The sequence below is a fragment of the Spinactinospora alkalitolerans genome, from assembly GCF_013408795.1.
Taxonomy (GTDB): Bacteria; Actinomycetota; Actinomycetes; order Streptosporangiales; family Streptosporangiaceae; genus Spinactinospora; species Spinactinospora alkalitolerans.
Genome location: NZ_JACCCC010000001.1, coordinates 1,250,193 through 1,272,284, shown reverse-complemented (window position 1 = coordinate 1,272,284; position 22,092 = coordinate 1,250,193). Strand labels below are relative to the sequence as shown.

The 22,092-nt window shown below is 73.1% G+C and carries 17 protein-coding genes; 4 read left to right on the top strand and 13 right to left on the bottom strand.

All coding sequences use genetic code 11. From position 1 onward, the window contains the following. Window positions 1-44: 44 nt before the first annotated feature. Together HDA32_RS05770 and HDA32_RS05765 are read right to left on the bottom strand one after the other, a co-directional pair. A complete protein-coding gene (locus HDA32_RS05770) occupies window positions 45-1,754 on the bottom strand; it encodes an ABC transporter substrate-binding protein (RefSeq protein WP_179642214.1) in 1,710 nt (569 codons plus the stop codon). 550 nt (window positions 1,755-2,304) lie between these two features. Next, window positions 2,305-3,321, bottom strand: coding sequence for a LacI family DNA-binding transcriptional regulator (locus HDA32_RS05765; RefSeq protein WP_179642213.1), 1,017 nt, complete (start codon window positions 3,319-3,321; stop codon window positions 2,305-2,307). Between the two features lie 138 nt (window positions 3,322-3,459). Here HDA32_RS05765 and HDA32_RS05760 point away from each other — a divergent pair, with 138 nt between their 5' ends. Beyond that, window positions 3,460-3,996: an NUDIX hydrolase family protein gene (locus HDA32_RS05760; protein ID WP_179642212.1), complete on the top strand. Its 537-nt coding sequence runs from the start codon at window positions 3,460-3,462 to the stop codon at window positions 3,994-3,996. Window positions 3,997-4,064: 68 nt separating this feature from the next. Here HDA32_RS05760 and yicI read toward each other — a convergent pair whose 3' ends face one another. The 6 genes from yicI to HDA32_RS05730 all read right to left on the bottom strand — a co-directional run bounded on the left by yicI (window position 4,065) and on the right by HDA32_RS05730 (window position 12,322). Next, complete coding sequence (gene yicI / locus HDA32_RS05755) at window positions 4,065-6,413, bottom strand: alpha-xylosidase (RefSeq protein WP_179642211.1); 2,349 nt, start codon at window positions 6,411-6,413, stop codon at window positions 4,065-4,067. Between the two features lie 107 nt (window positions 6,414-6,520). Next, window positions 6,521-7,939, bottom strand: coding sequence for a GH1 family beta-glucosidase (locus tag HDA32_RS05750; protein ID WP_179642210.1), 1,419 nt, complete (start codon window positions 7,937-7,939; stop codon window positions 6,521-6,523). Window positions 7,940-8,159: 220 nt separating this feature from the next. Continuing rightward, window positions 8,160-8,981: a carbohydrate ABC transporter permease gene (locus tag HDA32_RS05745; RefSeq protein WP_246334247.1), complete on the bottom strand. Its 822-nt coding sequence runs from the start codon at window positions 8,979-8,981 to the stop codon at window positions 8,160-8,162. A 5-nt stretch (window positions 8,982-8,986) separates the two neighbouring features. Then, window positions 8,987-9,952 carry a carbohydrate ABC transporter permease gene (locus HDA32_RS05740; RefSeq protein WP_179642208.1) on the bottom strand — a complete coding sequence of 322 codons (966 nt, stop codon included), beginning with the start codon at window positions 9,950-9,952 and terminating at the stop codon, window positions 8,987-8,989. Further along, window positions 9,949-11,196, bottom strand: coding sequence for an ABC transporter substrate-binding protein (locus HDA32_RS05735; protein ID WP_179642207.1), 1,248 nt, complete (start codon window positions 11,194-11,196; stop codon window positions 9,949-9,951). The genes HDA32_RS05740 and HDA32_RS05735 overlap by 4 nt, the downstream gene beginning before the upstream one ends. A 91-nt stretch (window positions 11,197-11,287) precedes the next feature. Next, the gene (locus HDA32_RS05730) at window positions 11,288-12,322 is read right to left on the bottom strand and encodes a LacI family DNA-binding transcriptional regulator (protein WP_179642206.1); all 1,035 of its coding nucleotides are present in this window, start codon (window positions 12,320-12,322) and stop codon (window positions 11,288-11,290) included. Between the two features lie 371 nt (window positions 12,323-12,693). Between HDA32_RS05730 and HDA32_RS05725 the strand changes: the two genes are divergently transcribed. The 3 genes from HDA32_RS05725 (at window position 12,694) to HDA32_RS05715 (ending at window position 15,601) form a co-directional block, all read left to right on the top strand. Continuing rightward, window positions 12,694-14,013 carry a VWA domain-containing protein gene (locus HDA32_RS05725; protein WP_179642205.1) on the top strand — a complete coding sequence of 440 codons (1,320 nt, stop codon included), beginning with the start codon at window positions 12,694-12,696 and terminating at the stop codon, window positions 14,011-14,013. A 117-nt stretch (window positions 14,014-14,130) separates the two neighbouring features. Then, window positions 14,131-14,985 carry an MBL fold metallo-hydrolase gene (locus HDA32_RS05720; RefSeq protein WP_179642204.1) on the top strand — a complete coding sequence of 285 codons (855 nt, stop codon included), beginning with the start codon at window positions 14,131-14,133 and terminating at the stop codon, window positions 14,983-14,985. Beyond that, the gene (locus HDA32_RS05715) at window positions 14,954-15,601 is read left to right on the top strand and encodes an ArsR/SmtB family transcription factor (RefSeq protein ID WP_179642203.1); all 648 of its coding nucleotides are present in this window, start codon (window positions 14,954-14,956) and stop codon (window positions 15,599-15,601) included. The genes HDA32_RS05720 and HDA32_RS05715 overlap by 32 nt, the downstream gene beginning before the upstream one ends. Before the next feature lie 271 nt (window positions 15,602-15,872). Here the strand turns inward: HDA32_RS05715 and HDA32_RS05710 are convergent, their stop codons facing one another. The 5 genes from HDA32_RS05710 to HDA32_RS05690 all read right to left on the bottom strand — a co-directional run bounded on the left by HDA32_RS05710 (window position 15,873) and on the right by HDA32_RS05690 (window position 22,072). Then, complete coding sequence (locus HDA32_RS05710; RefSeq protein ID WP_312863055.1) at window positions 15,873-17,129, bottom strand: DUF2786 domain-containing protein; 1,257 nt, start codon at window positions 17,127-17,129, stop codon at window positions 15,873-15,875. Between the two features lie 200 nt (window positions 17,130-17,329). Further along, entirely contained in the window at window positions 17,330-19,036 is a 1,707-nt protein-coding gene (locus HDA32_RS05705) for an adenine deaminase C-terminal domain-containing protein (protein WP_312863054.1), read from the bottom strand. 17 nt (window positions 19,037-19,053) lie between these two features. After that, window positions 19,054-20,016: a nucleoside hydrolase gene (locus tag HDA32_RS05700; RefSeq protein ID WP_179642200.1), complete on the bottom strand. Its 963-nt coding sequence runs from the start codon at window positions 20,014-20,016 to the stop codon at window positions 19,054-19,056. Continuing rightward, the gene (locus tag HDA32_RS05695) at window positions 20,013-21,059 is read right to left on the bottom strand and encodes an ABC transporter substrate-binding protein (RefSeq protein ID WP_312863053.1); all 1,047 of its coding nucleotides are present in this window, start codon (window positions 21,057-21,059) and stop codon (window positions 20,013-20,015) included. Before HDA32_RS05695 ends, HDA32_RS05700 begins: the two co-directional genes overlap by 4 nt. Next, window positions 21,056-22,072 (bottom strand): ABC transporter ATP-binding protein, encoded by a 1,017-nt coding sequence (locus HDA32_RS05690; RefSeq protein WP_179642199.1) that lies wholly within the window; start codon window positions 22,070-22,072, stop codon window positions 21,056-21,058. Before HDA32_RS05690 ends, HDA32_RS05695 begins: the two co-directional genes overlap by 4 nt. Between the last annotated feature and the right edge of the window lie 20 nt (window positions 22,073-22,092).

Sequence of the window (22,092 nt, the reverse complement as noted above, 5' to 3'; positions counted from 1 at the left end):
CGGGGGGAGGAGAGGGGAGCGGACCGATCGAACGGCCGCACGGGCTATTGGGCCGGTTCGATCTCGGTGAGGGTCAGAATCGCGCCCAACTGGTTGTAGTTGCGCCACGTGGTGGGCAGGTGGTCGGGCGTGTCCTCGGCCGCGGAGGGCCAGTTCGTCCAGGTCCCGTTGTTGACCTGCGACCACAGGCCGTTGTACCAGAGCGGGATCACCGGCATTTCGGTGAGGTGGATCTCCTGCAGTTCGGAGATGATCTCCTGCATTCCCTCGCGGTCCTCGACCGGCGTGCGGGCGAGGTCCTGGACGAGGCCCCACGCCTCCTCGTTCTCGTAGCGGCCGAAGTTGGTCCTCGTCTGCCGCTCCTGGACCGGCAGTTGGAAGAGGTACTCGTAGTAGGTCCACGGCGTGTTGCTGAGTTGGCGCTCGTTGTTGATCAGCATGTCGAACTCGCCGGTCTCCCTGGCGTCCTGCAGCGCCGCCTCGTCGGGGAACTCGGCATCGAGGTCGATGCCGACCTCCTGGGCGCTCTCGCTGATGATCCGGATCGCCTCCATCCAGTCGGTCCAGCCGGAGGGGACGATGATCGTCAGGTCGACGGGGTCGCCGTCGGGGGTCTCGACGAGGCCGTCGCCGTTCTCGTCGGTGTAGCCGGCCTCCTCCAGGAGCCTCCTGGCCTCGTCGGGGTCGTGGGAGAACCCGTGCTCGTCGACCACCGACCGGTCGACGAAGTCCTCCCAGGCCGGGAGCAGGCCGGTGGGGTCGGCCGGCTCCACCAGGTTGCTGTAGGGGCCCTCGACGATCCGCTGCATGTCGATCGAGTGCGCCAGCGCCCGCCGGAACTCCGGATCGTCCATCGGCGCCCGCTCCATGTTCATGACCAGCCATGCGGTGTTGGCCGAGAGCATGTAGGGGGGTTCGGGGTGGTAGCTGGAGATCTGCGGGTCGCCGTCGATGGTCTGGTCGACGCCGGGCAGGAAGTTGTTGCTGATGTCGATGTCGTTCTGGGTGAGCAGGCCCAGCGCGACGTCGTTGCTGGAGTTGACGATGTCGACGATGTGGTCGGGCCGCACCTCGTGGCCGAGGGCCTCGGTGGCCCACCAGTCCTCGTTCTTGGCCCAGACCATGCGGTCCTCGTCGTGGGTCTCGTAGACGTAGGGACCGGTGCCGATCGGGTCCTCGTTGGCGCCGGAGGACACCTCCTCCTCCGAGCGGTCCGCCCACAGGTGCTCGGGCACGATGGCGTTGCTGTAGATCCAGTTCGCCCATTCCTGGCGGCGCGGGTCGGAGAAGGTGAAGCGGACGGTGTGGTCGTCGACGGCCTCGGCGCCGTCCAGCCAGTCCCACAGGCTGCTGTAGGGGACCGAGTCCATCTGGCCGAGCTCGACGGTGAAGACGACGTCGTCGGCGGTGAGCGGCTCGCCGTCGGTCCACTCGACGCCTTCGCGCAGCTTCAGCTCGTAGGTGTCCTCGCCGGTCCAGTCCCCGCTCTCGGCCAGCCAGGGGGTGTACTCGTCGGCGTAGGGATCGTAGAGGAACAGCGTCTCGTAGGCGTATCCCACGGTTCCGGTGGCATAGGTCCAGTTCATGATGGGGTTCCAGTTGGCGGGGGGTCCCCACTGGGTGCCGGTGGTGTAGAGGGTCTCGTTCCTCGGGTAGGCGCCCGCGCCGCCCCCACCGCCGCCCTCGCCGGTGCAGGCCGTCGCCGCCAGGCCGATCGCCAGGAGCGCGGCCGGCGGTTTCATCCGGTTTCGCATTACGACTCTCCCTCCTCCGTCCGGAGCACCCGCTCCCTGACCGCGGATCAAACTCATGCGGTCACTCCTCCGCCCGGGTGCGTGAGAGCGCTCCCAGACACCCGGCGGATCATCGACTTAAGCGGATAAGTTGGGAAGAGTGAAACACGAGGGAGGCATGGCGTCAATGAGGCCTTAACGCGCCGTTACCCCTCTGTGACAAAGAGGAGAAGACCCCCGGTGGCTCGGCCACCGGGGGTCTTGAACCTCAGCCATAAGGGCTCGCGGAGAACGGGCGGCCCGTCGCGTGGCCGAAGGCCCGTGTTCCCGGGGTGCCCGGCTCCGCGCGAAACACATCGGATGCCCTGCGTCCAGACCGAAACCCCCGGTGTCGGCCCGCACCCAAGGCAACAGCTCCGCTTCGCGCACGGGTGCGGCGTTCACCCCCAACGGGCCTGCGGCCACACGAGAGAACCGCACCCGCACGAACCCCCTCCAGGGGCTGAGGTGGCAAACCCCTGAAGCCAAGGTTTCCGCCAAGCCCCTTCCCGGGCCGATCCCACACACGGCGCTATCTCCGCACCGGGCCCGTGCTCGCCCTCGGGAAGAGCTCCGCCGGGGCCGTGGCCTGGTCGGCGACCGGGCTTCCGGCCACGGCCCGCGCCGCCATCCGGGCCGCCTGCCTGCCGTGCCCGGCCACGTCGCGGCCGACCGCCGTCAGCGCGGGGCGCACCAGGCGGCACAGCACCGAGTCGTCCCAGGCGACGATGGAGAGCTCGGCCGGCACCTCCACCCCCATCTCGTGGGCCACGCCCAGCCCGGCCACAGCCATCAGGTCGTTGTCGTAGACCAGCGCGGTGGGCCGCGCGGCCGCGGCCAGGAGCCGGCGGGTCGCCTTGGTGCCGGCCTCGCCCGTGTAGTCGGCGTGTACGATCTCGGCGTGTTCGAGGCCGAACTCCGCCGCGGCCGCGGTGAAGGCGGCCGAGCGCGCCTCGGTGTGCGCGAACTCCGGCGGTCCGGCCACCCTGGCGACGCGCCGGTGCCCCAGCGCGGCCAGGTACTGCACGACCTCGCGCATCGCCGTGTCGTCGTCGGAGTACAGGCAGGGCAGCGGCCCGACGCCGCCGGGCCCGCCGACCACCACGGCCGGCAGCCCGAGCCGGGTGACGACCTCCACCCGCACGTCGTCCACCCGCAGGTCCACCAGCAGCATGCCGTCCACCCTGCGCTCGGCCGACCAGCGCCGGTAGGTCAGGATCTCGGCCTCCCGGTCCTCGCAGACCTGCAGCAGCAGGGCGGTGCCGGTTCCGGCCAGCTCCGCCTGGACGCCGGAGATCAACTGCATGAAGAACGGCTCGACGCCCAGCACCTGGGCCGGCCGGTCCACGATCAGGCCGATCGCGCCCACCCGGCCCTCCGAGAGGGCGCGCGCCGCGGTGCTGGGCGCCCAGCCCATCTCCGCCGCGACGGCCAGGATGCGCTCGCGGGTCGGCTCGGAGACCCCCGGCCGCCCGTTGAGCGCGTAGGAGACCGATCCCGTGGAGACACCGGCCGCCTTGGCGATGTCGACGATCGTCGGGCGTCTCATCGGCGGTCCCCACCTCCATGACCGACCTCCGGCCGGTTAACCGATTAAGTTCCCTCTGAGGATACCAAGCCCCCATCGTCCCCGTTCAACGGGCGAGGTGAGCGGCATCGGGGCCGCCCGATGCGGTAGAACGGCGCCATGACCGAAACAACGGACACCGTGCCGGGCTGGCTCTCCGGCGAGGAAATGGACGCGGCGCGCCAGCGGCTGCCCATCGTCTACGTCAACGCCGTCCCCGTGCGGACCGACGACTCCGGCACGGTCACGCGCGTGGGCCTGCTGCTGCGCGCGGCCCCGGACTCGACGATCAGCCGCGCCCTGGTGGCGGGGCGGGTCCTCTACCACGAGCGGATCCGCGACGCCCTCGTGCGCCACCTGGAGAAGGACCTCGGGCCGGTGGCGCTCCCGCGGATCCCCGCATCACCGCAGCCGTTCACCGTCGCCGAGTACTTCCCGACCCCCGGCATCACCCCGTTCCACGATCCGCGCCAGCACGCGGTGGCCATGGCCTACGTCGTCCCGGTCGCCGGCGACTGCCGGCCCCGGCAGGACGCGCTCGACCTGGAGTGGTTCACCCCCGAGGAGGCGGCGAGCCCCGAACTCCAGCAGGAGATGTCGGGCGGTCAGGGCGTGCTGCTCAAGCAGGCGCTGGCCCACGTCGGCCGGCTGCCCTGACGGCGTGCCGGGGCCGCGGCGCCCGCGAGCAGACGCGGGCGCCGCGGCCCCGGCGCGTTCCTCAGCCGTCAGCGCAGCCCGACCCGCACCCTGCGGGTGCCCGCCTCCACCGCGACGCGGACGCCGGCCTCGGTGTCGGTGACGCGGGAGGCGCCCTCGACCGTTCCCGTGCCGTGCACGCCCACCAGGAGTACGTTCCAGGCGGGCGGGTCCTCGGCGTGGACTTCGACGGTGACGGCGCCGTCGCCGGCCCATGTCCTGAAGGCCGCCGCCCGGTGGCCCTCCGCGGTGGGCACCACGGCCCGCCTCAGCTCCCGCCCGCCGCTCTCCGCGGCCTCGACGGCGCCGTGCACGCGCAGGGTCAGCCCGTCCAGGTAGTCGTAGTCGGGCCGGGTCGCCACCGCGCCGACCGGGAGCACGGCCCCCGGGCGGACCAGCAGCGGCAGGGAGTCGTAGCCGTGCGTCTCGCGCCGCCAGGCCGGTCCCCGCACGGTCTCGCCGGTCAGCAGGCGCGTCCACTCCCCCTCGGGGACGTAGTACTCCACGGACCCGTCCTCGCTCAGCACGGGCGCGACGAGCAGGTCGCCGCCGAGCATGTACTGGGTGTCGAGGTGGTGGCAGGTCGGATCGTCGGGGAACTCCAGCAGCATCGCCCGCATCACCGGCACCCCCTGCTCGTGCGCCTGCACGGCGGCCCCGAACAGGTAGGGCATGAGCTCGCACTTGAGCCGGGTGAACGCGCGGGCCACCGCGACCGACTCCTCGCCGAAGGCCCACGGCACCCGGTAGGAGCGGCTGCCGTGCAGCCGGCTGTGCGAGGAGAGCAGGCCGAAGGCGAGCCAGCGCTTGAACAGGCCGGGGTCGGGGGTGCCCTCGAACCCGCCGATGTCGTGGCTCCAGAACCCGAACCCGGACAGGCCCAGCGACAGCCCGCCGCGCAGGCTCTCGGCCATGGCCCCGTAGGTGGAGCCGCAGTCGCCGCCCCAGTGCACCGGGAACTGCTGGCCGCCGGCCGTGGCCGACCGGGCGAACAGCACCGCCTCGCCCTCGCCGCGCGCCTCCCGCAGCACGTCGAACACCGTCTGGTTGTAGAGCTGGGTGTAGTAGTTGTGCATGCCCTCCGGGTCGGAGCCGTCCGCCCATCGCACATCGGTGGGGATGCGCTCGCCGAAGTCGGTCTTGAAGGCGTCCACGCCCATGTCGAGCAGCGCGCGCAGCTTGTCGGCGTACCACTCGCGGGCCTCGGGGCTGGTGAAGTCGACCAGCGCCATCCCGGCCTGCCACTTGTCCCACTGCCACACGTCGCCGCCGGGCCGCCGCACGAGGTGCCCCAGGCGCGTCCCCTCCTCGAACAGTGCGGAGCGCTGCGCGATGTAGGGGTTGATCCACACGCAGACGCGCAGCCCCCGTTCCTTGAGGCGGGCCAGCATGCCCTCGGGGTCGGGGAACACCTCCGGATCCCACTCGAAGTCGCACCAGTGGAACTCGCGCATCCAGAAGCAGTCGAAGTGGAAGACGCTCAGCGGGATGTCGTGCTCGGCCATGCCGTCGACGAAGGTGCTGACGGTCTCCTCGTCGTAGGAGGTGGTGAACGAGGTGGACAGCCACAGGCCGAAGGACCACGGCGGCGGCAGCGCCGGGCGGCCGGTGAGCGCGGTGTAGCCGGCCAGGACCCCCTTCGGCGTCCCCCCGTAGACGACGTAGAAGCACAGGGACTGGTCCTCGACGCTGAACTGCACGCGGCCCACCGCCTCGGAGCCCGCCTCGAAGGAGACGGCCCCCGGGTGGTCGACGAGGACGCCGTAGCCCCGGTTGGTCAGGTAGAAGGGGACGTTCTTGTAGGCCTGCTCGCTGCTGGTGCCGCCGTCGGCCTGCCAGATGTCCACGGTCTGGCCGTTGCGGACGAACGGGGTGAAGCGCTCGCCCATGCCGTAGACCAGTTCGCGCACGCCCAGGGAGAGCCGGGTCAGCATGTGGTGCGCCCCGTCGTCGGTCTCCACGAACCCCATGCCGCGCTCGTCGACGGAGGTGAGCGTGCGCCCGTTCGCGCGGAAGTCCAGGCGCCAGGGCCCCTCGGTGTCGACCCGCAGCGACAGCGCCCCGCTGGACAGCTCGACGATCGAGCCGTCCCTGGCCGTCTTGGCGACCACACCGGTGCCGGGAGACAGCGCGAAGGCCGGGTTCGGGCGCACCCCTCCGGCCAGGTGGGTGACCCGCACCCCGATCACATTGGGGGCCGGCGACCAGCAGTCGACGGTGAGCAGCGGCGTGTTGAGGGTGTCGCCCCGGTGGGCTGTCTCCCGAACGGGGGCGTAGAGGGTGATCCTGTCGTCGAGGACGCGGGCGTCGCGGGCCTCGCGCGCGTAGTGGGCGCGCACGCCGTCCCGCATCTGCCAGAACCCATCGGTGAACTTCATCGGCCGCCTTCGTGTGGTGTCGCGCGGGTGGTGCGGGCCCGGGCCGAAAACGGCGGCCGGTGGCCGCCGCCCCGACCCGGGCCCCTCTCGTCGGTGCGGTTCCGGCCTTATGAGGCCGTCGCGGCGCCGTGCCGCGCCGCGTGCCGCCCGATGAGTTCCTTGAACCAGTGGTAGCTGTCCTTGGGGATGCGCTCCAGGGTGTCGTAGTCGACCCGGACGATGCCGAAGCGCCGGTCGTAGCCGTAGGCCCATTCGAAGTTGTCCAGCAGGGACCACACGAAGTGGCCGCGGACGTCGACCCCGGCCTCGATGGCCGCCGCGACGGCGTGCAGGTGGTCGCGGACGTAGTCGATCCGGTCGGTGTCGCGGACCCGCCCGTCGGCGTCCACCCGGTCCTCCTCGGCCGACCCGTTCTCGGTGACGAGGACGGGCGGCAGGTTCGGGTAGCGCCGGTGCAGGTCGACGAGCAGGTCGGTGAACGTGGAGGGGACCACCGGCCAGCCCATGGTGGTGTGGCGCACCCCCTCGAAGGGGACCTCCTCGGTCCGGATGTCCATCGCCGTGCGGCGGGCGGGGTCGGGTTCCCGGTGCGGCGCGTCGCGCAGCTTGGTCGGCCGGTAGTAGTTGACGCCGAGGAAGTCCAGCGGCTGGGAGATGGTCGCCAGGTCGCCCTCGGCGCGGTAGGACCCGTCGGCGAGCTCGCCCCAGGTCTCGGCCTCGTTGTCCGGGTAGCAGGCGTTGAGCAGCGGTTCCGTCCAGACGCGGTTGTGCAGCGTCTCGGCCCGGTCCACGGCGGCGCGGTCGGCGGCGGAGTCGGTGGCCGGGACCAGCCGATCGAGGTTGAGCGTGATGCCGACCTCGACCGGGCGCCCGTGGGCGGCGGCCGAGGCGCGCAGCTCCCGGGCCGCCAGACCGTGCGCGAGCAGCAGGTGGTGCGCTGTCGCCAGCGCCGGGGTGCCCTCCCGGGTGCCGGGGGCGTGCCGCCCCACGGCGTGGCCGACGAAGGAGGAGCAGAACGGCTCGTTGAGGGTGATCCAGCGCCGCACCCGGTCGCCGAGGTGGTCGGCGGTGATGCGGGCGTACTCGGCGAAGCGCTCGGCGGTCGCGCGCACCCGCCAGCCGCCGCGGTCCTCCAGCGCCTGCGGCAGGTCCCAGTGGTACAGCGTCACGATCGGTTCGATGCCCGCGGCGAGGAGCTCGTCGACGAGGCGGTCGTAGAAGGCGAGCCCCTCGGGGTTGGCGGGGCCGTCCCCGGCGGGCCTGATGCGCGGCCAGGCGGTGGAGAAGCGGTAGGCGCCCACCCCCAGCTCCTTCATCAGCGCGATGTCCTCGGGGTAGCGGTGGTAGTGGTCGCAGGCCGTGTCACCGGTCTCGCCGCGCGCCACCCTGCCGGGCGTGCGGCAGTAGGCGTCCCAGATGGAGGGCAGTCGGCCGCCCTCGGTGACGGCCCCCTCCACCTGGTAGGAGGCCGTGGCCGTGCCGAAGAGGAAGTCGGCGGGCAGGGCGGGCGGGTCGCTTGCTGTCATGGTGCGCTGTCCTCGTGTCCGTGCTCGATGTGCTCTGTCGAAGGGGGCTGGGATCGTCGATGGGGGTCGGAGTCGTGGCCGCACCTCTCCGTGCACCACTGATGGCGTGGGAAGGCTGCCGTCAGCGCGCCGACGACGGCCTCACCGGGCCGACAGGGGTGCAGCAGGGCCTGTGAACGGCACCCGGCTTCTCCCCGTCGAATGATCCGAGGTGGCCGGCTCACTTGATCGACCCTCCCGATATCCCGGCCGCCACGTACTTCTGCGCGACGACGAGCAGGATCGCGGCCGGGATCGAGGAGAGCGTCGCCACGGCCATCACCGCTCCCCAGTCGCCGACGTGGGCGCCGATGTACTCGTAGATGCCCAGCGTCACCGGCTTCACCGCGTCGGTGGTGTTGAGCGTCAGGGCGAACAGGAAGTCGCTCCAGGCGAAGAGGAAGGTGAACAGCCCGCCGGTGATGAGCGCGTTGCGGCTCATCGGCACGACGACGCTCAGCAGGACGCGCAGCCGCCCCGCGCCGTCGACCATCCCGGCCTCCAGCACCTCCTCGGGGATCGACACCATGAACGCCCGCAGCAGGATGATGGTGAAGGGGATGCCCAGCGAGGCGTCGGCGAGGACCAGGCCGAGGTAGGAGTTGACCAGGTCCAGCTCGACGTAGGCGTTGTAGAGGGCGTTGGCGACGACGATGCCCGGCACCATCTGGGTGATCAGGGTGCCGAAGACGACCGTGCGGGCGCCGCGCAGCCGGAGCCGGGACAGGGCGTAGGCCGCGGGTGCGGCCACGACCAGGCACACGGCGACGGCGCCCAGCGCCACCAGCATGCTGGTGAGCAGGTTCCCCGCCTGGGACTCCCAGGCGCGGCCGAAGTTGCCGAGGTCCAGCGTCTGCGGGACCCACCTGAGTTCGGCCATCGCCGCGCCGGGCTGGAGGGCGGTGTTGATCATCCAGTACAGCGGGAACAGCAGGACGGCCAGGACGATCACGCCGAAGGCGAGGCTGAGGGCGTTCAGCCGGTCGGTGCGCGTCATGCGCATGCTCATCATCTCCCCAGCCCGTCGCGGTTGGCCCGCAGGTAGATCACCGCGAAGACCATGCTGATCAGGATCAGGACGTTGCCGACGACGGCGCCCTGGCCGAAGTCGAGTTGCAGGAAGGACAACTGGTAGGTGTGGGTGCCCAGGGTCTCGGTGGCGTGCGCCGGGCCGCCGTTGGTGAGCGCCAGGATCAGGTCGAGGATCTTGACCGTGGACATGAAGCCCAGCACCAGCACCACGGTCACCACCGGCCGCATCATGGGCAGGGTGACGCCGAAGAACGCCCGCAGCGGGCTCGCGCCGTCCAGGACGGCGGCCTCGCGGATCTCCTTGGGGATCTCCTGCAGCCCGCCGTAGAGGATCACCATGTTGAACGGGATGCCGATCCAGATGTTGACCAGGACCACCGACAGCAGCGCGAAGTCGGGGCTGCTCAGCCACGGGATGGTGGACGAGGTGAGCCGCAGCCCCTGCAGGGCCTCGTTGAGCACCCCGGTCTCCTGGTCGAGCACGCGGCGCCAGACGGTTCCGGCCACCACCATGGGGATCAGCCAGGGCAGCAGGAGCAGCGAGCGCATGATCCCCGACAGCGGGAAGCGGCGGGAGAAGAACACGGCCAGCGCCATGCCGATGGCGAACTGGCCGGCCAGCGAGCCGACCGTGAACAGCAGGGTGTGCCACAGCGACGCGCCGAACAGCGCGTCGGTGAAGACGGCGCGCCAGTTGTCCAGGCCGTTGAAGGGCGCCTCACCGGTGAAGTAGGTGGCCGGCGTGTACTGCTGGAAGCTCATCACGACGTTGCGCACGAGCGGGTAGCCGAAGAAGGCCAGCATGTACAGCACCGCGGGGGCGATGAAGAGCCACTGCGAGAGGATCCGGCGCCGGCGGCGCGCGGCGGCGACGCCGGGGTCCGGGGTCCGGGAGCGCTCCCGGTCAGCGGAGGCGGGCGCGTTGGAGGCGATCGTCGTCATGTCCGGCTCCTCAGCTCCGCCTCGACCTGGGACTGCGCGCGGGCGAGGGCGTCCTCGGGAGCGGCCTCGCCGGTCAGCGCCGCCTGCAGCGCGGTGCCGATGGCCTGCGAGTAGATGTTCCAGTCGGTGCCGACGTACTCGGTCCGGCTGCGCGCGGTCTGCACCTGGTCGGCGAAGGCCGCGAGTCGGGGCACCGCCTCGCGGTACTCCTCGGCCGCGCCCGGGTCGACGGGGACGTTGCTGCCCTTGGTGGACCAGTCCAGTTGCGCCTCGGGGGTGGTCATACAGGCGACGATCCGCGCCGCGACCTCCTCCCGCTCCGGGTGGTCGCGGTTGACCGGGACCGTGAAGGTCACCCCGCCGATGGGGGCCACCGGGGTGCCGCCGGCCTCGGGCACGGGGATCTCCACCACGGCCCAGTCCAGCTCGGGGTGCTCCTTGAGTACCGGCATCTGCCACGGGCCGTTGATCATCATGGCGGTGTTGCCCGCGATGAACTGGTCGTTGACGTCGGCCTGGGTCCAGTTCACGGCCGACCGCGACGCCGAGCCCCCGTCGATCAGCGACGTGACGTACTCCAGCGCCTCGACCGCCTCGGGCGAGTCGAGCTCCCGCTCGTCGCCGCCGTTGGACCACAGCCACGGCAGGAACTGGTAGACCCCGTCCTCGGTGGCCAGGGCGCTGATCGCGAGGCCGTAGCGGTCGCCCTCGGTGAGCCCGGCCGCCGCCGTGCCGAGCTCCTCCCAGGTCTCCGGCGGTTCGACGCCCGCCTCCGCCAGCATCTCCTCGTTGTAGAAGAGCCCCAGCGAGTTCACCGCGCGGGCGGCCCCGTAGTAGGTGCCCTCGTAGCTGCCGAAGGAGACCGCGCCCTCGGACAGCGTCTCCGTCGACAGGCCGAGTTCTTCCAGGGGGACCAGCCCCCCGGCAGCGGCGAACTGGGGCAGGTCCGAGCCGTCGATGGTGAGGACGTCGGGCAGGGACCTCGACGAGGCCATGCGCAGCGCCTTGGGGACGAGCTGGTCGGCCGGGACGCTGATCTGCTGCACGCGCACGCCGATCTCGTCGCCGCAGCGGTCCATGGCCTCCTGGTCCCAGGTGGCGTAGGGCTCGTCGGTGTTGGAGTTCATGACCGTGTAGACGTCGGGGTCGGGTTCGGCGGCGCAGCCCGCGCCGATGAGCACGAGCGCCGCGGCGGCCGCGATGACGGGCGCGGCCGGCGGCGGGCGGAGGGGGCGGTCTCTCATGGGGGTTCTCCGTCGTCGGGACGGGCGGGCGACCGGCGGGCCGCCCGCGTCGACCAGCGGGGTCTCTCGGATCGCGATGGGGGATGGGGGCTCAGGGCGCGGGCGCCACGGTGCCGCCCCGGGTGATCCGGGGCGGGATCAGCACGTGTCCGGCAGAGGAGCGGGCGGCGGGACCGGGGTCGCCGGCCCCCTCGATCGCCGCCACGGCCAGCCGGGTCACGGCGGCCGACATCTCCTGGACGGGGAGTTCGATGCGGGTGACATCGAGCCCGCCGAGGTCTTCGGGGAAGTTGCCGATGGCCACGAGCGAGACGTCCCTGGGGACCTGCAGCCCCCGCCCGGCCAGGTGGCGCAGGATGCCCGGGATCGCCGCGGGGTGCTGGACGGCGAGCGCGGTCGGCGGCCGCTCGGCGTCGAACAGGGCGTCCAGGCGGCGGCGCAGCTCCTCGGGGTCGCCGCTGGAGGGGCACACCGGGATCTGCGCGCCGAGTTCGGCGGCGATCCGGTCGGCGCCGTCGATGCCGCGCACCGAGTAGCTGCGGCGGCTGCGGATGTCGTCCTCGACCGTCGCGAGGTAGCAGATGCGGCGGTGGCCGGCGTCGTGCAGCGTCCGCACCGACGCCGCTGCGGCCTCCTCCCAGTCGAGGTCGGCCCACGGGGCGGCGGACTCGTCAGCGGGGCGGCCGAGGACCGCCACAGGGAAGCCGAGGGCGCGCATGGCGCCGATCCGGGGGTCCTCCATCTCGACGCCCATGAGCACGGCCGCGTCGGCGAGCCTGCTGCGGGCGACCCTCTCCAGGCCGGGCCCCCTTGACCCTCCTCCGGCCGCCGTGATCAGCAGGAGGTCGTAGCCGTGCTCGCCGGCGGCCTCACCGAGGCCGTACGTGAAGCGCCCGCCGACCGGCAGGTAGCCGCGCGAGGGCAGGGGCAGCGCGAGGGCGATGACGTTGGTGCGGGTGCTGCGCAGCGACCGCGCCCCGGCGTTGGGGTGGTAGCCCAGCTCCTCGATCGCGGCCTGCACCGCGACGCGGGTCTCGGCGGAGATCTTCCTCGAACCGCTGAGCACGTAGGAGACCGTGCTCGGCGCCACCCCCGCCGCACGGGCGACGTCCTTGATCGTGGCCACGGCCGCACCTCTCTTCCGCAATCGAATCGATTCGACAGATGCCCGCACGGGTGCGTCGAATCGATTCACCTTGCGTGGAATGTTAAGAACGCGCCGCCACCGGGTCAATCCCCCGCGTCCGGGAGATTTCCGCGGCGGCCGCCGCCGGCCCCGCCCGTGCGGGCCCTGAGACCACCGCCCGATGGCGACGCGCCTCTCCCGCCGCAATCTGTGTCGCGGTTCGGTCTCGGCGTTGAGGCGCGGCACAAGACGTCCGTACCGCCGGCGACCGGCTCCGGCCACCGGGGATCCCGCTGCGGCGGGCGATTGTCGGTGTCGCGTGCTGTACTGGCGGACGTGTTCCCCTTCCCCTGATCGAAGGAGTCCCGCCCGTGCACGTATCGGCCCTGCTCGACTTCGACGTCGTCCCGGTGGACTCCGCCGATGCGGTGACCGCCCTGCTCGGCGTCACCGCCCCGGAGAAGCCGACCGCGAAGCGCCCGCCCGCGACGCTGCAGATCGTTCTGGACCGCAGCGGCTCCATGGGGCGGGGACGCCTGGCCGGCGCGGTCCGCGCCCTGCTGGAGCTGGTGGACCGGCTCGACCCGACCGACGACTTCGGCCTGGTCAGCTTCGACCACCAGGCCCGGGTCGAGGTCCCGGCCGGGCCCCTGACGGACAAGGCCGAGGTCAAGCGGCGCATCCGCGCTCTGCAACCCGGCGGCGCCACCGACCTGTCGAGCGGACTGCTGCGCGGAATCCAGGAGGCCCGGCGCGCCTCCGGTGATCGGGGGGCCACGCTGCTGCTGATATCGGACGGGCACGCCAACCGGGGCATCACCGACCACCGGCGGCTGGCGGAGTGCGCGCGCTCGGCGCACGGGCACGGGGTGGCGACCGGCACCCTCGGCTACGGCCTGGGCTACGACGAGGAGCTGCTGGGCGCGGTCTCCGACGGCGGCACCGGCAGCGCGCTGTTCGCCGAGGAGCCCGACACCGCCGGGGAGCTCATCGCCGGCGAGGTCGACCACCTGCTCGACAAGACCGCCCAGGCCGCGTCGCTGCGGGCAGCACCCGTCGGAGCGGCGCGGTCGGTGTCGGTGGTCGGCGAACTCCCCTCGGCCCGGCTGGACGACGGGTCGGTCATGGTGGAGCTCGGCGACCTCCACTCCGGTGAGCAGCGGCGGCTGCTGCTGCGCGTCGACGTCCCCGGCACGGCGGCGCTCGGTGCGGCGCAGGTGGCATCGGTCGAGGTCACCTACGTCGATCCGGCGTCGCTGACGACGTACACGGTCTCGCTGCCGGTCTCGGTCAACGTGGTTCCCGGTGACGACGCGGCGGGCCGGATCCCCGACCCGACGGTGCGCACCGAACTCGCCTACCAGGAGGCGCAGACCGCCAAGCGCGAGGCGGCCGCCTCGCTGCAGAGCGGGGACAGGGAGGCGGCCGCGGCGAAGCTGGAGTCCGCGCGCCGCAGGCTCGCCGAAGGGCGGCCGAGCGCCCCCGCGGGCATGCGCGACGACGTCGACGCCCAGCTCGACGAGCTCGGTGAACTCGCCCGCCGGGCCCGGCGCGACGACGCCAAGCGCGTCTCCAAGGCCGCCTACTCCAGCCAGTACCAGGCCAGCCGCAAGCGCGGCCGCGCGCAGCAGGGCCCCGAAGTCCGCCCGCCTCAGGCCCCGGGCGGGGACGACCCCGGTCGGCGGCGCTGACCCGCGGTCCTCTCGCCGCTGTGGTCGCGTTCGGGCCGGGCGCGACCACAGCGGCGGAACCGCCGCGGCACACGGGGATCCTCGACCATTATTCTAAAGTTCGTTAGATATATAGCCATGGAATCCGAAGCGCGTGACCGGCCGGTGTGGATCTGCCCGACCTGCGGGGGCCACTCCCCCGAGGCCGAATCGCCGCCCGACACCTGCCCGATCTGCGCGGACGAACGCCAGTGGGTGCCTCCGGCCGGGCAGCGGTGGACCACCATGGCCGAACTCGCCGCGTCCGGATACCGCACCGACATCCGGGAGGTGGAGCCGGACCTGATCGGCATCGGCGTGCGGCCGGACCTGGGCGTCGGCCAGCGGGCGCTGCTGGTCCGCACGTCAGAGGGCAACCTGCTGTGGGACCCGCCCGGCTTTATCGACGACCAGGCCGTCCAGGCGGTGCGGGACGCGGGCGGGCTGCGCGCCGTCAGCTCCAGCCACCCCCACATGTACGGCGCGATCACCGACTGGAGCAGCGCCTTCGACGCCGAGATCCTGCTGCCCGAGGTCGACGTCGCCTGGCTCGGCCGCCCGACCCCCGCGGTCCGGACGTGGTCGGGCTCGCTGCCGGTGCTGCCCGGCGTGACCCTCGTGCAGTGCGGCGGGCACTTCCCCGGCAGCTCGGTCCTGCACTGGGCCGAGGGGGCCGACGGCGCCGGCGCTCTGCTCGTCGGCGACACCGTCTTCGTGACCCCGGGCGAGGACCGGGTCACCTTCGCGTGGAGCGCGCCGAACCGGCTGCCGATGCCGGAGCGCGGGGTGCGCGGCGTGGTCGAGGCGGTGCGCCCCTACCGGTTCGACCGCGTCTACGGCGGCTGGTGGGGGCCGGTGCTGCGCCGGGACGCCAAACGGGTCGTCGAGGCCTGCGCCGAGAGGTACGTCCAATTCCTGCGCGGTGAGGTGCCCATCGACGGCCGGGGTCGCTGAGGAGCCGGTCTACGCCCAGCTCGCGCGGATCGGCAAGGCGCTGTCCCGCCCGGTGCGGCTGCGCCTGCTCGACCAGAAGGAGTACACCGTCGAGCAGTTGGCCGAGGAGGCCGGGATCCCGCTGAAGAACACCTCGGCGCAGTCGCAGCAGCGGCTGCGCGGCACGAACCTGGTGACCGGCCGGAAGGAGGGGACGCGGGTCCACCACCGGACCGCCGACCCCGGGGTGTCGGAGTTCCTCGGCCGGCTCCAGGACTTCGCCGAGGACCGGCTGGCCGACCTGCGCGACGCGGTGGCGGCCCGCCTCGGCGACCCCGCGGTCATGCGCCCGATGAAGGCGGCGGAGCTGCGGGAGCGGTTCGGCGACCCCGGCCTCGTGGTCATCGACGTGCGCCCGGCGGAGGACTACGCGGCGGGCCACGTGCCCGACGCGGCGTCGGTCCCGATGGAGGAGCTGCACGAGAGGCCGGCCGGGCTGCCGCGGGACGCCGAGATCGTCGCCTACTGCCAGGGGCCCTACTGCGTGGTCTCCCCCGAGGCCGTGCGGCTGCTGCGCGAGCACGGCTACCGGGCGCGGCCGCTGGACGGGGGCTTCACCCGCTGGAACCGCGCGTGAACCCGCGACCCGCACCGGCGGGGGCATCGACGCCGACTTCGGGCCGCTCACCCTGGACGGCCTGGCCGACGCGCTCGTGCGCACCGCGGTGGACGCCGGGGCGAGCGCTCCACGATCCCGGGGTACTCGCTGGGCACCCCCGTCGCTGTCCGGGGCTCGGCGGCCGTGCGGTCTGCGCCGTGCTCGCCCCGTCCGGGTGGCACCGGCATCACGGCCACCCGAGGTCTCCGGCTCCCGGCGGCGATCCCTACCGAACCGGCGACCCGGCACATCAGCGGCCGCGCAGCGGGGTCGCGTCGGCGGCGTCCCGGCCCGAGATCCAGCCCTCCCGGTCGTGGACGCCGCGCACCCTGCTGCGCACCGTCTCCGGGAACATCTCCTCGGCGGCCGCCTCGACCGCCCGCTCCCGGACCGCGAGCACCGGCAGCAGGTCCCGTCCGGCCGACTCGGCCGCGGCCTGCTTCGCGGCCGAGTCGGCGGCTCCGGCCAGCCGTTCACCGATCCGCTGGGCGAAGGAGTGCAGGAACGACCGGCGAAACGTCCTGGTCCGCTTGCGTCCTTTGGTCCGCTGCGCGGCCTCGGCCTTGGTCATCGCGGTGGTGGCCTGGACCAGGAGCGAGGTGAACAGCAGCTCCACCGCGTCGGCGTCCTCGGCGAAGCCGATCACGGTGGACAGCCCCAGCCGCTGGTCCCAGACCGCGCGGCACCGGTTCGCCTCGGCCACCGCGTCCAGCAGGACCGCCTTGGACTCGGGGTAGGGGTCGTCGACGGGCACCCGGCGCCCCGCCGGGCCGTCCCCGTCGTCCCCGGCTTCGGCCGCCAGCAGCGCGTGGTCGATGCTGTGCCGCGCCATCAGCTCCTGCGCCCGCGCGGTCAGCGCCTCGGACTCCCGGGGAAACTCGGTGGACTCGGCCTTGGCCAGCAGCGCCCGGACCCGGTCGAGCATCCGCTGCTCCACCGGGGCGCGCCGCGTCGGCTCCGCCGCCGGACTCCGGCGGGCCCTGCCGGGAGGCGGGCACAGCGGGGCGAGCGGAGGGAGCGCGGAGAGCACGTGCAGCGCTTCGAGCGCGTACTCCACCCATTCGGCGCGCCGGGCGCCCTCGCGCACGCTCCACTCCCGCACGTAGTCGTCGTCGGAGGCCCACCACACGCGCGCGTCGAGGGCGGCCAGCTGCGCCTCCCAGCGCTCGTCGACGGTCGCGGCGTCGTAGCGGCGCATCTGCGCCGCGACCGCGTCGGCGGCCACCCGCCCGTGGACGGCCCCGTCGTCGGCTCCGGTGCCGCTCTCCCGCCGGACGTGGCGCACCAGCTCGGCCGGCTGCCACCCGTTGTGCCACGCGTAGCCGACGGTGACGACGAGCCGGGAGAACAGGGCGCGGTCCACGGCGCCGCGCGCCGCCTCATCGGGCCGCGCGACCAACTGGTCCGCCCGCCACCGGAACCCCGCGCCGTCCCGCCGCCCCAACGCCGCCAGCGCCCCGGCGATCAGCTCGTCAACCGAGTCCCCGTGCCGCCCGGCCTCACCCACGACTCCCCCTCGCCCGTTTCCCGCCCCGATCACGCATGGCAGGCCCACCCCATACTCACGCATGCGCGCCCGAAGCGGTCTCGTCACCACGCGAAAAGCTGTGCGAGCCGGCCTGGGCGTCCCCGTCTCCCGACCCCGCCGAGGCGGACGGCCGCCGATCGCCCGTGCACCGCCCCGGCACCTCTGGTCCGCGGCCGCCGTCAGCCCAGTGTCCGCGGCTCCCAGGCGCGGTCGACGACCCGGACCAGGCCTCGGTCGGTGATCTTGACCTGGGGGGACACCGCGAGAGTGAGCGTCGAGACGCTCATGAACACGTTGCGGTTGCGCCATCCCCAGGAACGCAGGGCCGCGCGGACCGCGCCGCAGGCACGGGCGACCTCGTCGGCGGAGCGCTCCGACATCACGCCGCCGATCGGCAGCGGCAGCAGGACGGGCTCCGCCCCGCCGATCGCCGCGCACAGGCCGCCGCCCGCCTCGATGACCGCGTTGACCGCGGTCCGCAGCGCCGCACGGGTGGTGGCGACGGCGGTGAGGTTGTGGCTGTCGTGGGCGTAGGTGCCGGCGTAGGCCCCCTCTCCCAGGTCGTGGCCGACCACCGGGGCCACCGACATCGCGGCGCGGCCGGTGTGGCGCTCCAGCACGGCGACGACCGCGGTGCGCCCCTCCCAGTCCACGACGCCGTCGCGCACGGGCAGCACGACCTCGGCCGGTTCGGTGTAGGTGTCGACCTCGTTGACCCGCAGGGCGCGGAAGACGTGCTCCCCGTCGGGCAGGTCCGCCCGCCAGAGCACGTCGTGCTCGCTCCGCGCCTCCAGGTGCACGGTCGCGGCGAAGGGGTTGCCCGTGGGAGCCGCGGGCGCGTCGTCCACGGGACGTCCGCCGCGGCCGCGCACCGCTCCGCCGGCGATCACAACCGCGGGGGTGAGGTCGGTGAGGGAGCGCAGCAGCACCAGGTCGGCGCGCTTGCCGGGGCTCACCGCTCCGCGGTCGTGCAGGCCGAGCCGGCGCGCGGGGTGCACGGTGAGGGCCCGCAGCACGTCGATCGGCGCCATCCCGCGTTCGAGGGCGACGTGGCCGACGCGGTCGAGGTGGCCGGAGTCGAGGATGGCGTCCGCCGCGACGTCGTCGGTCACCAGGCACAGGTCCGGCAGGTGCGGCAGGGCGAGCAGCGCGTCGACGACCTCGGGGGTCAGGCACTTCTCCTGCAGCATCAGCAGCATGCCCAGCCGGGCCTTCTCCACCGCGACCTCTGCGGTGTTCTTGCAGTGGTCGGAGTCGATCCCCGCCCACAGGTACTCGTTCAGGTCGGCGCCGGAGAGGTTGGGGCAGTGGCCGTCGAGGCGGACCCCGCGGGCACGGGCGACCGCGACGATGTCGCGCATCCGCCGCTCGCCGGAGACGACCGCCCGGTAGTCCATCACCTCGCCCAGGGTCGTCACGCCGTCCCAGCCGAGCATCTCGTCGATGTCCTCGGCGCTCAGCTCGGCGCCGGCGGTCTCGAACCCGGCGAGCGCCGGGACGCACGAGGGGACCGCCCAGCGCATCGTCTGGCCCGTGCCGCGCCCCTGCTCGATCATCCAGGCCTGGGCGTCGCGTCCGGCGACGTTGACGATCTCGTGGGCGTCGGCCAGCACGGTGGTGGTGCCCCGCGGCAGGGTGATGCGCGCGAACTCGCGCGGGGCGAGCATGGAGCTCTCGATGTGCATGTGCGCGTCGATGTAGCCGGGCGCGACGACGAGCCCGGTGGCGTCGAGCACCTCGGCGGCCTCGGCGGGCGTTCCGGGCGGCAGTACGGCCCGGATCGCGTCCGAGACGACGGCGACGTCGGCGGCCCAGACCTCTCCGGTCTGCACCGACAGCACGCTGCCGCCCCGGATGAGCAGGTCGACGGGGGCGGAGTGGGGCACGGCGGGTTCCTCGGTCCTCATGGTCGGTCGGTGGTCGCGGTCGGGTCGGCGTAGCCGGCGAGGCGGTCGGCGAGCAGCCGGGTGAAGCCCTCGGCGTCGACCCCGAGGGCGACGCGCACCGCGCGCGTGCGCTCCGGTCGGCGCAGGTCGGCGACCAGGGCGCCGCGGGAGACCTCTCCGGCGCACTCGACCGTGGCCGCCCCGCTCTCGAAGTCGAGCAGGCCGGGGTGGGTGACGGCGGCGACGGCGAGCGCGTCGTGCACCGGGACGGCGGCGACGCCGAAGCGCTCGCGGTAGCGCAGCACGAATCCGCGCAGCAGCGTCCCCGCGGCCCCCGCCGCTCCCGGCAGCGCGGCGAGCCGGTCGGCCCGCTCCAGCGGGAAGAGCGCGGCCCGCGTGACGTCCAGGCCCACGACCCGCACCGGCAGCCCCGATTCCAGGACGAGGCGCGCCGCCTCGGGGTCGGCGAAGAAGTTGAACTCGGCGGCGGGGGTGATGTTGCCCTGGCAGTGGGCGGCCCCGCCCATGACGACGATCTCGCGCAGCGCCGGCCCCGCCTCGGGGTGCAGGGTGAGCATCGCCGCGACGTTGGACAGCGGGCCCAGCGCCACCAGGGTCAGCTCTCCCGGCGCGGCCAGCGCCTGCTCGGCCAGCCACCCCGGGGCGTGGCCGCTCACGGGGACCCGGCCCGTCTCGGGCAGGTCAAGTCCGCCGAGGCCGCCCTCGCCGTGGATCGGCTCGTCGGGGATGCGCGCGGGCCGGGCGACGGGGCCGGTCAGGCCCGGAACGAGGGGCAGGTCGTCGCGGGCGCCGGCCAGGTCGAGCACCCGGGCGGCGTTGCGGTTGGCGTGGGCCAGGGAGACGTTGCCCGCGACCGTGGTCACGCCGCGCACGTCCAGCTCGGGGGAGGCCAGGGCGTACAGCAGCGCTATGGCGTCGTCGACGCCGGGATCGCAGTCGACGAGGACCGGTGTGCTCATCTGGCGACCTCCTCCACGAAGCGGTCCAGCCAGGCCGTGCGCTCGGCGGCGATGAGCTCCAGGTCGCCCTGGTGGTAGCCGGTCCCGGCCGGGTCCAGGGCCGACTCGCCCGCGACGTCGGTCATCAGGTCGGTGACCTCGGCGTCGGGGTGGACCGGCTTGTCGTAGATGACCTCGGCCACCTCGGACTGGACCTCCGGGTCGAGCAGGAAGTCGACGAACTCCTGCGCGCCCTCCCGGTTCGGGGCGCCGGCCACGATCTGGGCGGTGTTGGCCGTCATCACGCGCCCCTCGTCGGGCACGGCGAATCCGATGGGCTGCCCGGACTCCACCGCGTTCATCGCGAAGTTGTCCAGGCCAGGGGCCATGGCGACCTCGCCCCGCTCCAGGAGGCTGGTGAGCTCGGTGGAGCGGGTGTAGAACTGCAGCGCCTCGGGGCCGATCCCGGCGAGCCGCTCGAACCCGGTGTCGACGTCGGCCGGGCCCGTCCCGTAGGCCTCGGCGGTGGCCTGGACCAGCATGGGGCCGGCCGAGACCGAGATGTCGGGCAGCGCGAATCCGCCGGGGACCTCGGACTCATAGAGGTCGTCCCAGGAGTCGGGCGGCTGCCGCACGGTGTCGGTGCGGTACATCAGGCCGAGGAGCTGGAAGGTGTAGGCGGGGCCGTAGCCGTCGGGGTCGACGGCCCACGGGGCGATCTCGGCCATGGCGGGCACCGCGGTCGGGTGCACCTTCTCGAACAGCTCCATCTCCTTGCCGATCTGGGCGTAGTAGTCGGAGATGAGCACGACGTCGGTGTCGGGCCGCTCCTTGTTGATCCGGAGCTTGGTCAGCCGGGTGGCGTTGTTGCCGGTGTCCAGCACCACCTCGATCCCGGTGGCCTCCTCGAACGGTTCACCGATGACCTGCATGAACTCCTCGGTCGCAAAGGCGAAGGTGCTCACGACGAGGGTGTCGGTGTCGTTCTCGCGGGTGGGAGCGCACGAGGTCAGTGCCATGGTGGCGGCGAGGGCGCCGGACACGGCGGCGACGACCCGCCTCACCGCGCACCCGCCGGCGCGGCGCCGTCGGCCAGTTCCACCAGGCGGTGCCGGGGCAGCAGGACGCGCACGGCGTCGCCCGGCCGGAACTCGTCGCCGGGGTGCACGCAGGTGACGCGGTCCGATCCGGCCGTCACTCCGACCAGGCAGTGGCTGCCCTGGTAGGTGACGTCGGTGACCGTGCCGTCCAGCTCCGCGCCGTCCGCTCCGCCGCCGGTGCCGACCGCGGACAGCACGACGTGCTCGGGGCGGATCGTCACCGGGCCCATGCCGGGCACATCGGGGAAGTTGTCGTAGCCGAGGAACTCGGCGACGAAGCGGTTGGCCGGCGCGGGGAAGACCGCGCGCGGGTCGCCCTGCTGCTCCAGCCGGCCGCTGTTGAGGATCACCATGGTGTCGGAGAGCTGGAGCGCCTCGTCCTGGTCGTGGGTGACCAGGACGGCGGTGACCCCGGTCTCGCGCTGCACCCGCAGCAGCTCCCGGCGCATCTGCACGCGCAGGCGGGCGTCGAGGTTGGACAGCGGCTCGTCCAGCAGCAGCACCGACGGCTCGATGGCCACGGCCCGGGCCAGGGCGACCCGCTGCTGCTGCCCGCCCGACAGTTCGGCGGGCTTGCGGTCGGCGGCGTGGGACAGGCCCACCAGCTCCAGTGCCTCGCCCGCGCGCCGCCTGACCTCGGCGGAGGGGAGCCTGCGGGCGCGCAGGCCGAAGCCCACGTTGTCGGTGAGCGACATGTGCGGGAACAGGGCGTAGGACTGGAACACCATGCCGATGTTGCGGCGTTCGGGCGGCGTGCTCGTGGCGTCCTCGCCCTCCAGCAGGATGCGCCCCGAGGTGGGCCGGATGAATCCGGCGATCATGCGCAGTGTCGTGGTCTTGCCGCACCCGCTCGGGCCGAGGAGCGTCGTGAAGCTGCCGCGCTCGACGGTGAGGTCGAGGCCGTCGACCGCCGCGACGCCGTTCTTCGCGCCGCCGAACCGCCGCCCCACGCCGTCGAGCCGGACTACTGGTGTCATTTCGCGATGCCTCCTTGAAC